13 protein-coding genes are annotated in these 16,490 nt (G+C 57.9%); 12 read left to right on the forward strand and 1 reads right to left on the reverse strand.

Features of this window, described 5'->3' with window-relative positions:
• The first annotated feature begins 25 nt into the window (after window positions 1-25).
• The 8 genes from iscU (at window position 26) to sseB (ending at window position 6,021) form a co-directional block, all read left to right on the forward strand.
• Entirely contained in the window at window positions 26-412 is a 387-nt protein-coding gene (gene iscU, locus MY052_RS06330; RefSeq protein WP_005120408.1) for a Fe-S cluster assembly scaffold IscU, read from the forward strand.
• An 18-nt stretch (window positions 413-430) separates the two neighbouring features.
• The gene (gene iscA / locus MY052_RS06335) at window positions 431-754 is read left to right on the forward strand and encodes an iron-sulfur cluster assembly protein IscA (protein WP_035891367.1); all 324 of its coding nucleotides are present in this window, start codon (window positions 431-433) and stop codon (window positions 752-754) included.
• A 78-nt stretch (window positions 755-832) separates the two neighbouring features.
• Complete coding sequence (gene hscB, locus MY052_RS06340; protein WP_035891370.1) at window positions 833-1,348, forward strand: co-chaperone HscB; 516 nt, start codon at window positions 833-835, stop codon at window positions 1,346-1,348.
• A 15-nt stretch (window positions 1,349-1,363) separates the two neighbouring features.
• Window positions 1,364-3,214 (forward strand): Fe-S protein assembly chaperone HscA, encoded by a 1,851-nt coding sequence (gene hscA / locus MY052_RS06345; RefSeq protein WP_202217440.1) that lies wholly within the window; start codon window positions 1,364-1,366, stop codon window positions 3,212-3,214.
• Between the two features lies 1 nt (window position 3,215).
• Entirely contained in the window at window positions 3,216-3,551 is a 336-nt protein-coding gene (fdx, locus tag MY052_RS06350) for an ISC system 2Fe-2S type ferredoxin (RefSeq protein WP_035891374.1), read from the forward strand.
• A 9-nt stretch (window positions 3,552-3,560) separates the two neighbouring features.
• The gene (iscX, locus tag MY052_RS06355) at window positions 3,561-3,761 is read left to right on the forward strand and encodes a Fe-S cluster assembly protein IscX (protein WP_035891375.1); all 201 of its coding nucleotides are present in this window, start codon (window positions 3,561-3,563) and stop codon (window positions 3,759-3,761) included.
• 52 nt (window positions 3,762-3,813) lie between these two features.
• Window positions 3,814-5,100, forward strand: coding sequence for an aminopeptidase PepB (gene pepB, locus MY052_RS06360; RefSeq protein ID WP_248538381.1), 1,287 nt, complete (start codon window positions 3,814-3,816; stop codon window positions 5,098-5,100).
• A gap of 144 nt (window positions 5,101-5,244) precedes the next feature.
• Entirely contained in the window at window positions 5,245-6,021 is a 777-nt protein-coding gene (gene sseB, locus MY052_RS06365; protein ID WP_035891377.1) for an enhanced serine sensitivity protein SseB, read from the forward strand.
• A gap of 85 nt (window positions 6,022-6,106) precedes the next feature.
• On the opposite strand, the gene sseA is transcribed toward sseB, so the two are convergent.
• Window positions 6,107-6,952: a 3-mercaptopyruvate sulfurtransferase gene (gene sseA, locus MY052_RS06370; protein ID WP_248538382.1), complete on the reverse strand. Its 846-nt coding sequence runs from the start codon at window positions 6,950-6,952 to the stop codon at window positions 6,107-6,109.
• Between the two features lie 202 nt (window positions 6,953-7,154).
• Here sseA and MY052_RS06375 point away from each other — a divergent pair, with 202 nt between their 5' ends.
• From MY052_RS06375 to rlmN, 4 genes are all read left to right on the forward strand, one after another.
• Window positions 7,155-12,095 (forward strand): alpha-2-macroglobulin family protein, encoded by a 4,941-nt coding sequence (locus MY052_RS06375; protein WP_248538383.1) that lies wholly within the window; start codon window positions 7,155-7,157, stop codon window positions 12,093-12,095.
• Window position 12,096: 1 nt separating this feature from the next.
• On the forward strand, window positions 12,097-14,415 hold the full coding sequence (gene pbpC, locus MY052_RS06380; protein WP_248538384.1) for a peptidoglycan glycosyltransferase PbpC: 2,319 nt from the start codon (window positions 12,097-12,099) through the stop codon (window positions 14,413-14,415).
• Between the two features lie 256 nt (window positions 14,416-14,671).
• Window positions 14,672-15,103 (forward strand): nucleoside-diphosphate kinase, encoded by a 432-nt coding sequence (gene ndk, locus MY052_RS06385; RefSeq protein ID WP_035891385.1) that lies wholly within the window; start codon window positions 14,672-14,674, stop codon window positions 15,101-15,103.
• A gap of 167 nt (window positions 15,104-15,270) precedes the next feature.
• Window positions 15,271-16,437, forward strand: a complete 1,167-nt coding sequence (rlmN, locus tag MY052_RS06390) for a dual-specificity RNA methyltransferase RlmN (RefSeq protein WP_035891388.1) — start codon at window positions 15,271-15,273, stop codon at window positions 16,435-16,437.
• Window positions 16,438-16,490 lie beyond the last annotated feature (53 nt).

Raw genomic sequence — 16,490 nt, forward strand, 5'->3', positions numbered from 1 at the left:
TCGGTACCGATAAGGAGAATTCATCATGGCTTACAGCGAAAAAGTAATCGATCACTACGAGAACCCACGTAACGTAGGTTCTTTCGACAACAGCGACGAGAGCGTCGGTAGCGGCATGGTCGGTGCTCCGGCCTGCGGCGACGTGATGAAGTTGCAGATTAAAGTCAACAATGAAGGTATCATTGAAGACGCGCGTTTCAAGACCTACGGCTGCGGTTCCGCCATTGCTTCCAGCTCCCTCGTGACCGAGTGGGTGAAGGGGAAATCCCTGGACGAAGCACAGGCCATTAAAAATACCGATATCGCAGACGAGCTTGAACTGCCACCAGTGAAAATTCACTGTTCTATCCTGGCAGAAGACGCGATTAAAGCCGCCATTGCGGATTACAAAAGCAAACGTGAAGCAAAATAATTAAGAGTTGAGGTTTTTATGTCGATTACCTTAAGCGACAGTGCAGCAGCGCGAGTCAATACCTTCTTGTCAAACCGCGGTAAAGGGTTTGGTCTGCGTCTTGGCGTGAGAACGTCCGGTTGTTCAGGTATGGCCTATGTACTGGAATTTGTTGACGAGCCGGCGGCAGAAGATACCGTTTTCGAAGACAAAGGCGTGAAGGTTGTCATCGACGGTAAGAGCCTGCAATTTCTTGACGGCACGCAGCTCGACTTCGTGAAAGAAGGTCTGAACGAAGGGTTTAAATTTACTAACCCGAACGTCAAAGACGAGTGCGGTTGCGGCGAAAGCTTTAACGTCTGATTTTGAGTCCTGCCAACCCCACCATAGTTTTACGGCTGTGCGTGGGGTTTGTTTTAAATAGTTAACCCTGAGATCGTCATGGATTACTTCACTCTCTTTGGATTGCCAGCCGATTATCACGTAGACACTCAGGCCCTCGCGGCACGCTTCCAGGACCTGCAGCGTCAGAACCACCCCGACCGTTTTGCTAGCGGCAGCGACGCTGAACAGCTCGCGGCGGTTCAGCGTTCTGCGAACATCAACCAGGCATGGCAAACGCTGCGTCATCCGCTGACGCGTGCTGAATATCTGCTCTCCCTTCACGGCTTTGATCTTGCCTCCGAACAGCACACCGTGCGCGACACCGCGTTCCTGATGGAACAGCTGGAACTGCGCGAAGAGCTCGACGAAATTGAACAGGCGAAAGACACTGACCGTCTGGAAGGGCTTCTCAAGCGTATCAAATCGATGTACAGCCAACGCCAGCAGCAGATGGTGGCCGAACTTGATTCGCAGACGTGGGACGCGGCGGCGGATACCGTACGCAAACTGCGTTTTCTCGATAAACTCCAAAGCAGCGCTGAATTACTCGAAGAAAAGCTGCTCGATTTTTGATTCTGGAAGCTTAACATGGCCTTATTACAAATTAGTGAGCCGGGTCTGAGCGCCGCACCGCACCAGCGTCGTCTGGCGGTGGGTATTGACTTAGGCACCACCAATTCCCTGGTGGCTACCGTGCGTAGCGGTCAGGCAGAAACGCTGGCCGACAATCAGGGGCATCACCTGCTGCCTTCCGTTGTGCACTATCAGGAGCAGGGCCACGTGGTCGGCTACGATGCACGCACCAACGCCGCGCTGGACCCTGCCAACACCATTAGCTCCGTCAAACGCATGATGGGCCGCTCGCTGGCGGATATCCAGGCGCGTTACCCACACCTGCCGTACCAGTTCCAGGCAAGCGAAAACGGCCTGCCGATGCTGGTGACCAAGGCCGGTGTACTGAACCCGATCCGCGTCTCGGCCGATATCCTCAAAGCGCTGGCGGCTCGTGCCACCGAAACGCTTGAAGGCGAACTTGATGGCGTGGTGATTACCGTTCCCGCTTACTTCGACGATGCACAGCGTCAGGGCACCAAAGACGCCGCGCGTCTGGCGGGCCTGCACGTGCTGCGTCTGCTGAACGAACCGACCGCCGCAGCTATTGCCTACGGCCTCGACTCCGGTCAGGAAGGGGTGATTGCCGTCTACGATCTGGGCGGCGGCACCTTCGATATCTCTATTCTGCGCCTGAGCCGCGGCGTGTTTGAAGTGCTGGCCACCGGCGGCGATTCCGCGCTGGGCGGCGACGACTTCGACCACCTGCTGGCCGACCATATCCGCGAACAGGCGGGCATTGCCGATCGCAGCGACAACCGCGTACAGCGCGAGCTGCTTGACGCCGCTATCGCCGCCAAAATCGCCCTGAGCGATGCCGACCGCGTGACCGTTGAGGTTGCAGGCTGGAAAGGTGAAGTGACCCGCGAACAGTTTAACGACCTGATTTCCGCGCTGGTGAAGCGCACGCTGCTGGCCTGCCGCCGCGCGCTGAAAGATGCGGGCGTGGAAGCCGAAGAGGTGCTGGAAGTGGTCATGGTCGGTGGTTCTACCCGCGTACCGCTGGTTCGTGAGCGCGTAGGTGAATTCTTTGGCCGCACGCCGCTAACCTCTATCGACCCGGATAAAGTGGTCGCCATTGGCGCCGCTGTTCAGGCTGATATTCTGGTCGGCAACAAGCCGGACAGCGAAATGCTGCTGCTCGACGTGATCCCGCTCTCTCTCGGCCTCGAAACCATGGGGGGCCTGGTAGAGAAGGTTATCCCGCGTAACACCACCATTCCGGTGGCGCGCGCGCAGGAGTTCACCACCTTTAAAGACGGCCAGACCGCGATGTCCATCCACGTGATGCAGGGCGAACGCGAACTGGTGCAGGACTGCCGTTCACTGGCGCGCTTTGCGCTGCGCGGTATCCCGGCGCTACCGGCTGGCGGTGCGCACATTCGCGTGACCTTCCAGGTGGACGCCGACGGCCTGCTGAGCGTCACCGCCATGGAAAAATCCACCGGCGTTGAGTCGTCTATTCAGGTGAAGCCGTCCTACGGTCTGACCGATGGCGAAATCGCCACCATGATTCAGGATTCCATGAGCTATGCCGAGCAGGACGTGAAAGCACGTATGCTGGCAGAGCAGAAAGTGGAAGCCGCTCGCGTGCTGGAAAGCCTGCACAGCGCGCTGGCCGCTGATGCCGCGCTGTTAAGCGCCGCAGAGCGTCAGGAAATTGACGAGGCTGCCGCCGTGCTGAGCGCGGTTGCCGAGGGCAATGACACTGACGCCATAGAACAAGCCATTAAAAACGTTGACAAACAAACCCAGGAATTCGCCGCTCGCCGTATGGACCAATCCGTCCGTGTCGCGCTGAAAGGCCAATCCGTGGACGAGGTTTAATATGCCAAAGATTGTTTTTTTGCCACATCAGGACCTGTGTCCGGATGGCATCGTTGTGGAAGCTGAGACCGGTGAAACTATTCTGGATGCTGCGCTGCGTAGCGGTATCGAGATTGAACACGCCTGCGAAAAATCCTGTGCCTGCACCACCTGCCACTGCATCGTGCGTGAAGGCTTCGACTCGCTGCCAGAAAGCACCGAAGACGAAGACGATATGCTGGATAAAGCCTGGGGGCTGGAACCAGATAGCCGCCTGAGCTGCCAGGCCCGCGTAACGGATGAAGACCTGGTGGTCGAAATTCCGCGTTACACAATTAACCACGCGCGCGAGCACTAAGAGGATAGTATGGGACTTAAGTGGACTGACAGCCGCGAAATCGGCGAAGCGCTATACGATGCTTACCCGGATACTGATCCGAAAACGGTGCGCTTTACCGACATGCACCAGTGGATTTGCGACCTCGAAGATTTTGATGACGATCCTCAGGCATCAAATGAAAAAGTTCTTGAGGCAATTCTGCTAGTCTGGTTGGATGAAGCAGACTAAGTCACATAACGGGCTGCCATTCGGCGGCCCGTTTGCTAATAAGGATAAAAAAATGACAGAAGCCATGAAAATTACCCTTTCTACTCAGCCAGCCGATGCGCGCTGGGGTGAAAAAGCGGCCTATAGCATTAATGATGAAGGTATTGTCCTGCACCTGACCGGCCGCGACGATGCGGGTCTTATCCAGCGCGCGGCGCGTAAGATCGACGGCATGGGCATCAAGCATGTTGCGCTGGCTGGTGAAGGCTGGAATGTTGATCTGGCGTGGGCTTTCTGGGCGGGCTACAAAGGGCCAAAAGGCACCCGTCAGGTTGAATGGCCTGAACTGGACGACGCACAGCGCCAGGAACTGGACAACCGTCTTATCTACATTGATTGGGTTCGCGACACTATCAACGCCCCGGCGGAAGAACTGGGGCCGGAACAGCTGGCGCAGCGTGCGGTTGACCTGCTGTGCGGTGTGGCGTGCGACAATGTCTCTTATCGCATCACCAAAGGCGAAGATCTGCGTGAGCAGGGTTACGCTGGCCTGCACACCGTGGGTCGTGGTTCCGAACGTCCACCGGTGCTGCTGGCGCTGGACTACAACCCAACGGGCGATAAAGAAGCACCGGTTTACGCTTGCCTGGTCGGTAAAGGGATTACCTTCGACTCCGGCGGCTACAGCATCAAACAGAGTGCGTTCATGGACTCCATGAAGTCCGATATGGGCGGTGCGGCGACGGTGACCGGCGCGCTGGCGCTGGCGATTACTCGTGGCCTGAACAAGCGCGTAAAACTGTACCTGTGCTGCGCGGACAACCTGATCAGCGGTAATGCCTTCAAGCTTGGCGATATCATCCACTACCGTAACGGTAAAAATGTGGAAGTGATGAACACGGATGCGGAAGGTCGCCTGGTGCTGGCCGACGGCCTGATTGACGCTAGCGCGCAGAAGCCTGAGCTTATCATCGATGCGGCAACCCTGACCGGGGCGGCCAAAACCGCGCTGGGCAACGATTACCACGCGCTGTTCAGCTTTGACGACAAGCTGGCTAACCGCCTGCTGGCGAGCGCCAGTGCGGAAAATGAAGCCTTCTGGCGTCTGCCGCTGGCGGAGTTCCACCGCAACCAGCTGCCGTCTAACTTTGCTGAGCTGAACAACACCGGCAGCGCGGCCTACCCGGCGGGCGCAAGCACCGCGGCGGGCTTCCTGTCCCACTTCGTAGAGAACTATCACGAAGGTTGGCTGCACATCGACTGTTCCGCCACCTACCGTAAAGCGGCCGTTGAGCAGTGGTCGGCGGGTGCAACCGGGCTGGGCGTGCGGACTATCGCGAATCTGTTGACCGCCGAATAATCTTTTCCCCTCACCCTAACCCTCTCCCCAAAGGGGAGAGGGGACCGTCCGGTGTTCTCCCTTACCCAATGGCGATGGTTTTTCTCCCTCGCCCCTTTGGGGAGAGGGCCGGGGTGAGGGGTATTCACACCTTCTGGAAGCACTATGTCTGAAAGCAAAAACGAACTCGAAACGCTGCTGGAACAAGCGGCGACCGAACCCGCTCATCGTCCGGCCTTTTTCCGCACCTTGCTGGAATCCACCGTCTGGGTTCCCGGCAGCGCGGCTGACGACCAGCAGGTTGTTGACGACAGCGCCTTAGAATTACAGCACTGGGAAAAAGACGATGGCACCTCCGTCATCCCGTTTTTCACCTCGCTGGAAGCGTTGAAAGAGGCGGTGACGACCGAGCAGGCCTTCGTGGTCATGCCGGTACGTACGTTGTTTGAAATGACCCTCGGTGAGACGCTGTTCCTGAACGCAAAGCTGCCGACCGGCAAAGAGTTTACTCCGCGTGAAATCAGTCACCTGATTGGCGAAGAGGGCAATCCGCTCAGTACGCAGGAAGTGCTCGAAGGCGGCAGCGCGCTGCTGCTCTCGGAAGTGGCAGAGCCACCGGCTCAGATGGTGGAGTCGCTGACTACGCTGTTTAAAACCCTGAAAACGGTGAAACGTGCGTTTATCTGTTCCATTAAAGAGCGTGCGGACGAGCAGCCGAATCTGCTGATCGGTATTGAAGCGGAAGGGGATATCGAAGAGATTATTCACGCCGCTGGCAGCGTGGCGACCGACACTCTACCGGGTGACGAGCCGATTGATATCTGTCAGGTAGTAGAAGGCGAGAAGGGCATCAGCCACTTTATGCTCGCCCATATCACGCCGTTCTATGAAAAACGCTGGGGCAGCTTCCTGCGTGATTTTAAGCAGAACCGAATCATTTGAAACCATGCCGGATGGCGGCGTAAACGCGTTATCCGGCCTACCATTGTAGCCCGGGCGAGGCGTTTACGCCGACCCCGGGATGGCTTTACACCTGAGGCTCAATCGGCAAATCGTCGCGCGCGCCCCATTCGCTCCAGGCGCCGTCATACAGCACCACCTCTTTTGCATCCAGCGTTTTCAGCGCCAGCAGCACTACCGCCGCCGTCACGCCGGAACCACAGCTGGTGATAATCGGCTGGCTAAGATCAACGCCCTGACGGGCAAAAATCGCTTCCAGCTCGTCCGTGGTTTTCAGTTCACCGTTAAAGGTGAGCTCGTTCCATGGCACGTTCAGCGCACCGGGAATATGGCCGCGGCGCAGGCCGGGACGCGGTTCATCCACTTCAGCATTAAAACGACCGGCTGGACGTGCATCGACAATCTGCACCGAGCGCTCATGGCTTGCCAGCAGCACATCGGTCAGACGTACAACGGCCTCGGCGTTAAACTTAACCTCAAATTCGCCTTCACCGGCATCAACATCGCCTTTTTCGAGCAGCAGTTCATCGCGCTGCCAACCCGCGAGGCCGCCTGCCAGAATAGAAACGTTTTCCACGCCGAAGGTTTCCAGCATCCACCACGCGCGCGGCGCGGAGAACAGGTTACCTTCGTCATAGACCACCAGATGCTTATCGCTGTTGACGCCCAGTTCGCGCATGGCAACAGCGAAGGCTTCAGGACGCGGCATCATGTGCGGCAATGAAGTGGTATGGTCGGAAAGCGCTTCGATATCAAAGAACAGCGCGCCAGGCAGATGACCCGCGCGGTATTCGCCTGCCATATCCCGGTGCTCCTGCCCTGGAGGTGCCATCCGGGCATCAATGATTTGAACTGCCGGGTCGTTAATGTGCTCAGCCAGCCAATCGGCGGCGACAAAGAAAGAGGTGGTCATGAGGTGCCTCCATTTGCAAACGTAGAGGAATTGTCGACGTTTTCCCTTAGGCTGACAAGTTAACTACGCCCTGGTTGTGATTGAGGCGATAGGGAATCTGAAAAGGATGTCCGGAAATGACCGTTCTATTGGTAAAAGTCACGTTTGCGCATAATACTATGTCAATTAACGAAATAGAGACTTAACGTCAGAGGTTCTAAGGATGAAACCGTTCCGTTTAGCCGTGCTTGCTATGCTGACCGCCACGCTTCTTGTCGGATGTGACGATAGCAAGAAAGCGCCGGATGCCAAACCCGCCGCTTCCGCATCGCAGAAAGCCGCGCCCGCCAAACCAGATGCTGCACAGTTGGAAAAGCTGGCTCAACAAAGCCAGGGTAAAGCGCTTACGCTACTTGATGCCTCTGAAGTGCAGCTCGATGGCGCCGCCACGCTGGTGTTGACCTTCTCTATTGCGCTTAACCCCGATCAGGATTTCAGCAAAACCGTCCACGTTGTGGATAAGAAAAGCGGCAAGGTTGACGGCGCCTGGGAGCTAGCACCCAACCTGAAAGAGCTGCGCCTACGCCATCTTGAGCCTAAGCGCGACCTTATTGTGACCGTCGACCCCGAACTGGTGGCGCTGAATAAAGCGACCTTCGGTACCAGCGTTGAAAAAACGCTGACCACCCGAGATATTGCGCCAAGCGTTGGTTTTGCCAGCCGTGGCTCTCTGCTGCCCGGTAAAGTGGTTGAAGGGCTGCCGGTGATGGTGCTCAACGTGCCGCACGTCGACGTTAACTTCTTCCGCGTGAAGCCTGAGTCGCTAGCGGCGTTTGTCAGCCAGTGGGAGTACCGCAGTTCGCTCAGCAATTGGGAATCTGATGAACTGCTGAAAATGGCGGACCTCGTCTATACCGGACGTTTTGACCTGAACCCGGCGCGCAACACGCGGGAAAAATTGCTGCTGCCGCTGAAAGACATCGCGCCGCTGCAGCAGTCTGGCGTTTATATTGCGGTGATGAATCCGGCCGGACAATACAGCTACAGCAATGCCGCTACGCTCTTTACCTTAAGCGATGTTGGCGTATCGCTGCACCGCTACCACAATCAGCTGGATGTCTTCACTCAAAGCCTCGAGAACGGCGCTGCCCAATCAGCAGTTGAGCTGACGCTGCTTAACGACAAAGGGCAAACGCTGGCTCAGGCCAACAGCGATAGCCAGGGCCATGCTACCCTCAAAACCGATAAAGACGCCGCGCTGCTGCTGGCGCGAAAAGAGGGGCAAACCACTTTACTCGACCTGAAACTTCCGGCACTGGATCTGGCCGAGTTCGATATTGCGGGGGACCCGGGCTACAGCAAACAGTTCTTTATGTTTGGCCCTCGAGATCTTTATCGTCCCGGTGAAACGGTGATCCTCAACGGTTTGCTGCGCGACGGTGACGGCAAGCCGCTGCCAGAACAGCCGGTGAAACTGGAGGTGGTGAAACCGGACGGGCAGGTCATTCGTAGCGTGGTGAGCCAGCCGGTCAACGGCCTGTATCAGTTTACCTACCCGCTGGACGCTAGCGCGGGAACCGGCATGTGGCATATTCGCGCTAACACTGGCGATAACCAACTGCGCGAGTGGGATTTCCACGTTGAAGATTTTATGCCCGAACGCATGGCGCTGAACCTGACGCCGCAGCCCACACCGCTAGCACCGGGTGACGACGTGAAGTTTGACGTGGTGGGTTACTATCTTTACGGCGCGCCAGCCAGCGGTAACAGCCTGCAGGGTAAGCTCTTTTTACGTCCGCTACGCGAGGCCGTGGCCGCGCTACCGGGCTTCCAGTTTGGTGATATTGCTGAAGAAAATACCTCCCGCAGCCTCGATGAAATGAACCTGACGCTGGACGGCAAAGGTCGTGGTGAGGTCACCACCGCCAGCCAGTGGCAGGAAACGCACTCGCCGCTGCAGGTCATCCTGCAGGCAAGTTTGCTGGAGTCCGGCGGTCGCCCGGTAACCCGTCGTGCCACTCAGGCCATCTGGCCCGCGCCTGAACTGCCGGGTATTCGTCCGCAGTTCGCCAGCAAGGCGGTCTATGACTACCGCACCGACACCACGGTGAATCAACCGATCGTCGATGAAAACAGCCAGGCGTCGTTTGATATCGTTTACACCAATGCGCAGGGTGAAAAAAAGGCTGTTTCTGACCTTCAGGTTCGGCTGATCCGCGAACGGCGTGACTACTACTGGAACTGGTCGGAAAGCGACGGCTGGCAGTCCCGTTTTGATCAAAAAGATCTGGTCGAGGGCGAAGAGTCGCTGAGCCTGAAAGCCGATGAAACCGGCAAGGTCAGCTTCCCGGTAGAGTGGGGCGCTTATCGGTTAGAGGTTAAAGCGCCTGACGACGCGGTGACCAGCGTGCGCTTCTGGGCCGGTTATAGCTGGCAGGACAACAGCGACGGCAGCGGCGCGGCGCGTCCGGACCGCGTCACCCTGAAGCTGGACAAACCGAACTACCGACCTGGCGATACCATTAAACTGCACGTCGCGGCCCCGGCGGCGGGGAAAGGCTATGCCATGGTGGAGTCCAGCGACGGCCCGCTGTGGTGGCAAGAAATCAACGTTCCGGCGGAAGGGCTGGATCTTTCCATTCCGGTGGATAAGAGCTGGAACCGTCACGATCTTTACCTCAGTACGCTGGTGGTGCGCCCGGGTGATAAATCCCGCTCCGCCACGCCGAAACGGGCGGTGGGCGTGCTGCATCTACCGCTTGGCGATGAACAGCGTCGGCTGGGTGTGACGCTTGAAAGTCCGCAAAAAATGCGGCCAAACCAGCCGCTGACCGTCAAGGTGAAGGTGAACCGCAAAGAGGGCGATACGCCGAAGCAGGTGAACGTGCTGCTTTCCGCCGTGGATAGCGGCGTGCTGAACATTACCGACTACACCACCCCCGACCCGTGGCAGGCGTTCTTCGGCCAGAAACGTTACGGCGCGGATATCTATGACATCTACGGCCAGGTGATTGAAGGTCAGGGGCGATTGGCGAGCCTGCGCTTTGGCGGCGATGGTGATGAACTTAACCGCGGTGGTAAACCGCCGGTTAACCACGTCACGATTATTGCCCAGCAGGCGCAGCCCGTCACGCTTGATGAAAACGGCGAAGGCACCATTACGATGCCGATTGGTGATTTTAACGGCGAGCTTCGCGTGATGGCGCAGGCCTGGACGGTGGAAGATTTTGGCAGCGCTGAGTCTAAAGTGGTGGTTGCCGCACCGGTGGTGGTTGAGCTGAATACGCCGCGCTTTATGGCCGGTGGTGACAGCGCGCGACTGACGCTGGACGTAACCAACCTGACGGACAAACCGCAGACGCTCAACGTTCAATTAGCGGCCAGCGGCCTGCTACAGCTGAAAGGCGCACAGCCGGAGCCGGTTACGCTGGAGCCTGGCGTACGCCATACGCTTTTTGTCCCAGTTAGCGCTGGCGAAGGCTACGGTGATGGTGAAGTCGATGTCACGGTGACGGGGATGACGCTACCGGGTGAAACTCTGGCCGACTTCCACAAACAGTGGAAAATTGGCGTGCGTCCGGCCTATCCGGCACAAACCGTCAACAGCGGCGCGGTGCTACAACCGGGTGAAAGCTGGAACGTTCCGGAAAACCAGCACCTGAACTTCTCACCGGCTACGCTACAGGGGCAGCTGCTGTTAAGCGGTAAACCACCGCTGAATCTGGCCCGCTATATTCGCGAACTGAAGGCCTATCCGTACGGCTGCCTGGAGCAGACCGCCAGCGGCCTCTTCCCGCAGCTTTATACCAACGCCGCGCAGCTTAAAACGTTGGGCATTGTCGGTGATAGCGACGACAAACGTCGCGCGGCGGTGGATATCGGGATTTCGCGTCTGCTGCAAATGCAGAAAGATAACGGCGGCTTCGCGCTGTGGGATAAAGACGGCCCGGAAGAGTACTGGCTGACCGCCTACGCGATGGACTTCCTGGTGCGCGCGGGTGAGCAGGGCTATAGCGTACCGGCAGAGGCGATTAACAAAGGCAATAACCGTATGCTGCGCTATTTGCAGGAGCCGGGGCTGATGAACGTACGTTATACCGACGATAACGCGGCAAGCCGCTTCGCGATTCAGGCCTATGCAGGTCTGGTGCTGGCACGGCAGCAAAAAGCGCCGCTTGGCGCGCTGCGTGAACTGTGGGAGCGTCGTGCTCAGGCGGGTTCCGGCCTGCCGCTAATGCAGCTAGGGATTGCGCTGAAAGCGATGGGGGATGCACCGCGCAGCGAACAGGCTATCCAGCTTTCGCTCACCACCAAACGTGAGGATCAGCGGCGCTGGCTGGCGGATTACGGCAGTGCGCTTCGCGATAACGCGCTGATGCTATCGCTGCTGGAAGAGAACAAGCTGCTGCCTGACGCGCAAAACACGCTGCTGCAAACGCTCTCCGAGCAGGCGTTCAGCGAACGCTGGCTGTCGACCCAGGAGAACAATGCGCTGTTCCTGGCGGCGAAAGGTGTACTGGACCTGCCGGGCAACTGGCAGGCGCAAACCTCGTTTGAAAGCCAGCCGCTGCAAGGGGAGAAAGCCCTGACGCGAAATCTCGACGGTGACCAGCTTTCTACCTTGACGGTGACGAACAAGGGTGAACAGCCGCTGTGGCTGCGCCTTGATAGCACAGGGTATCCGGAGAATGCGCCTGTGGCGTCAAGCAACGTGCTGCATATCGAGCGGCAGTTCTACGGCACCGACGGGCAGCGTAAATCGCTCTCATCATTGCGCAGCGGTGAACTGGTACTGGTGAAGCTGGACGTTAACGCCAGCCAGAACGTACCGGATGCCCTGGTTGTTGATATGCTGCCGGCGGGGCTGGAGTTAGAAAACCAGAACCTGGCGAACAGCAGCGCCAATCTACAGGACAACGGCGCTGAGGTGCAGGAGTGGCTAAACCAGATGCAGCAGGCGGATATCCAGCATATGGAATTCCGCGACGATCGCTTTGTGGCGGCGGTTTCGGTGAGCGCCAATCAACCGGTGACGCTTATCTACCTCGCTCGTGCGGTGATGCCGGGCACCTACCGCGTGCCGCCGTCTCAGGTTGAGTCTATGTATGTTCCGGGCTGGCGCGCCGTTGGGGCAGCGGACGATATGCTAATCGTTGTGCCGTAGGATGCGTCTTGCCTGGATTAAACGCCCCGTCTGGCGATGGCTAGCCGGGGCGGTCGTGTTGTTGTGCGCTGTCGTTGTGCTGGCTGATAAACTCTGGCCGTTGCCGCTCCATGAGGTCACCCCCGCTCGGGTAGTAGTGGCGGAGGACGGCAGCCCGCTGTGGCGTTTTGCCGATGCGCAGGGGATCTGGCGCTATCCGGTGACTATCGAAGAGGTGTCGCCGCGCTATCTTGATGCTCTCATTCAGTATGAAGACCGCTGGTTCTGGGATCATCCCGGCGTAAATCCGTTATCTATTGCGCGTGCGGCCTGGCAGGATGTGACTTCGGGGCGCGTAGTGTCCGGCGGCAGCACCCTGACCATGCAGGTCGCGCGCTTGCTCGACCCGCACCCGCGAACCTTCGGCGGTAAATTTCGTCAGCTCTGGCGCGCGATGCAGCTGGAATGGCACCTCTCCAAACGAGACATCCTTACCCTTTACCTCAATCGTGCCCCGTTTGGCGGTACGCTACAGGGTATTGGTGCGGCAAGCTGGGCCTATCTTGGCAAACCTCCCGCCCAGTTGAGCTACGCCGATGCCGCACTGCTGGCGGTGTTGCCACAGGCACCGAGCCGCCTGCGCCCGGACCGCTGGCCCGCTCGCGCTCAGGCGGCGCGTAATAAAGTGCTGGACCGCATGCTAGTGCAGCAGGTCTGGTCGGCCGAGGTGGTGAAAGAGGCGAAAGAGGAGCCGGTCTGGCTGTTTCCGCGGCAAATGCCGCAGCTTGCACCGCTCTTTTCACGCCATATGCTGGCCCGCAGTCGGGATGAGAAAGTGGTCACAACTCTGAATGCCGGGTTACAGCGCCAGCTTGAAGAGATGGCTCTGAACTGGAAATCGCGCTTGCCGCCGCGTAGTTCGCTCGCGATAGTGGTGGTGGATAACCGAGACATGAAAGTGCGCGGCTGGGTGGGCTCAGTGGATATCTCCGATGACAGCCGGTTTGGTCATGTCGATATGGTGACGGCGGTTCGCTCGCCGGGTTCGGTGCTGAAACCGTTTTTGTACGGCATGGCGCTCGACAGCGCGTTGATCCATCCGGCTTCGCTGTTGCAGGATGTGCCGCGGCGAGTGGGTGACTACCGCCCCGGCAATTTTGACAGCGGTTTTCACGGCCCGGTAAGCATGAGCGATGCGCTGGTGCGTTCATTGAATCTTCCGGCGGTGCAGGTGCTGGATGCCTACGGGCCTAAGCAGTTCGCCGCTCGTTTGCGTAATGCCGGGCTGCCGTTGATTTTGCCTGCGGGTGCGGAGCCAAACTTGTCGCTGATTCTTGGTGGCTCGGGGGCAAGGCTTGCGGATATTACCGCCGCCTATAGCGCCTTCGCCCGTCATGGCAAAGTGGGCAAACTGCGCCTGCTGGCCAGCGATCCGTTGGTAGAGCGCCCCTTGCTCTCTGCGGGGGCTGCGTGGATTATTCGCCGCATTCTTGCCGGAGAAGCCCAGCCGGTGCCCGATGCCTCATTACCGCAGGTCGTGCCGCTGGCATGGAAAACCGGTACCAGCTATGGCTATCGCGATGCGTGGGCCATCGGCGTAAACGCTCGCTATAGCATTGGTATCTGGACGGGCAGACCGGACGGCACGCCGGTAGCCGGGCAGTTTGGTTTTGCCAGCGCGATTCCGCTGCTCAATCAGGTGAGTAACCTGCTGCTGGCCAGCACTACGCGCCAGCAGGAAGGGCTCGACCCGCGCCCTGCATCGGTAAGCTCGGCGGAGATTTGCTGGCCAGGTGGGCAACCCTTGCCGGCTGGAGACAGCAACTGCCGTCGACGGCTGTCCACCTGGGTGCTGGATAACAGCCTGCCGCCGACGCTGCTGCTGCCGGAGCAAGAAGGGATGCAGGGAATTCGTTTCCCGCTGTGGCTGGACGCTGAAGGTAAGCGCGTCGCGGCGGATTGTCCTGACGCCCGTGAAATCAAGCTCGACGTCTGGCCGCTGCCGCTGGAGCCGTGGCTGCCCGCCGGAGAGCGCCGCGCCGCGCGACTGCCGCCGGTTTCGACGAGTTGCCCGCCGCGCCAATTGCAGAATGCCGCCCCGCTGATGCTTTCCGGTATTCGTGAAGATGCGGTGATTCGACGTTTGCCCGGTGAGCCGAGCGCAAAAGTCGTGCTGCAGGCAAGCGGTGGGGAAGGGCGACGCTGGTGGTTCCTCAACGGTGAACCGCAGGCGAGTGCTGGCGATAGTCTGACGTTAACGCTGACAGCCCCGGCGGCTTATCAACTGGTGGTGATGGATGAAGCGGGGCAGACGTCGGTGGTGAATTTTACGCTACAGTGAGTGACGTCGCCGGTTGGTGTTACGCTTACCCGGCCTACAATATGGCATCGACCCGTAGGCCCGATAAGCGTAGCGCCATCGGGCAAAACCGGCGCGCAATAACCAAACCGAGCGTGTTACAAAATGTGTTGCTTAAAAGTGTTTTATTTTAAAAAAATGTTACCTTCATCCATAGGCAACGACGCATCCGGTCTTTATAATCCGCGCCAGGTCATACAACTGCTGTATGCACGACAACATAAAATTAGAGGTAATCATGGCTATTGAACGTACTTTTTCCATCATCAAACCAAACGCGGTGGCAAAAAACGTTATTGGCAGCATCTTCTCTCGCTTTGAATCAGCAGGGTTTAAGATTGTTGGCACCAAAATGCTGCACCTGACCGTTGAGCAGGCTCGTGGCTTCTACGCTGAGCACGATGGTCGTCCATTCTTCGACGGTCTGGTTGAGTTCATGACCTCCGGCCCAATCGTGGTTTCCGTACTGGAAGGCGAAAACGCCGTTCAGCGTCACCGTGACCTGCTGGGCGCAACCAACCCAGACAACGCGCTGGCTGGCACGCTGCGTGCTGACTACGCGGACAGCTTCACCGAAAACGGCACCCACGGTTCTGACTCCGTAGAATCCGCCGCGCGCGAAATTGCTTTCTTCTTCGCAGAAGGCGAAGTGTGCCCACGTACCCGCTAAGGGCACGTTTACACTTTATTTAGCGAATGCCGCGTGCAGACGTGGCATCCGTGCGCCAGAATTTGTACAATGCAGCGCCCCCGGACGAGCAGACCGCTTTCCTGGGGCGCTTCTTTTTATCAACCCTCCAGGGGCCATAACGTGTAACAACGAGGCCGGAATAGAAAATGTCTGAACAAATTGTCACGCCTGAGAGCGCCATCCCGGCGGTTCCCAACAAAGATGGAAAAATTAACCTGCTGGATCTTAGCCGTCCGCAGATGCGCGAGTTTTTTAAAGACTTAGGCGAAAAACCCTTCCGCGCCGACCAGGTGATGAAGTGGATGTACCACTACTGCTGCGACGACTTTGATGAAATGACTGACATCAACAAAGTCCTGCGCGGCAAGCTCAAAGAAGTCGCTGAAATTCGCGCCCCGGAAGTGGTGGAAGAGCAGCGTTCATCTGACGGCACCATCAAATGGGCGATTGCCGTTGGCGATCAGCGCGTTGAAACCGTTTATATTCCAGAAGACGATCGCGCCACCCTGTGCGTCTCTTCACAGGTCGGTTGTGCATTAGAGTGTAAATTCTGCTCTACGGCTCAGCAGGGCTTTAACCGTAACCTGCGGGTATCGGAAATTATCGGCCAGGTCTGGCGCGCGGCGAAAATCGTCGGTGCCGTCAAAGCGACCGGCGTACGTCCTATCACCAACGTGGTGATGATGGGCATGGGTGAACCGCTGCTGAACCTGACCAACGTGGTTCCAGCAATGGAAATCATGCTGGACGATTTCGGTTTTGGTCTCTCTAAACGTCGCGTTACCCTGTCTACCTCAGGCGTTGTGCCTGCGCTGGACAAACTGGGCGACATGATTGACGTGGCGCTGGCTATTTCCCTGCACGCACCGAACGACACCATCCGTGACGAAATTGTACCTATCAACAAAAAGTACAATATCGCGACGTTCCTGGAATCTGTTCGTGGCTACATTTCGAAGTCCAACGCCAATCAGGGCCGCGTGACCATCGAATACGTGATGCTTGACCACGTCAACGACGGTACCGAGCATGCGCATGAGCTGGCTGCACTGCTGAAAGATACGCCGTGCAAGATCAACCTCATTCCGTGGAACCCGTTCCCGGGTGCGCCGTATGGTCGCAGCTCTAACAGCCGTATCGACCGTTTCTGTAAAGTGTTGATGGGCTACGGTTTTACCACTATCGTGCGTAAAACTCGCGGAGATGACATTGATGCCGCCTGCGGTCAGTTGGCCGGTGATGTTATCGACCGTACCAAGCGTACAATGCGTAAGCGTATGCAGGGTGAAACCATTGAAGTAAAAGCGCTGTAATTCAGCGTGACGTGCGCCTGAAAGGGCGCACGTAGAGTCAAGTGCTTAAGGAT

Origin of the sequence: Kluyvera ascorbata (genome assembly GCF_023195735.1) — a bacterium.
Classification (GTDB): domain Bacteria; phylum Pseudomonadota; class Gammaproteobacteria; order Enterobacterales; family Enterobacteriaceae; genus Kluyvera; species Kluyvera ascorbata.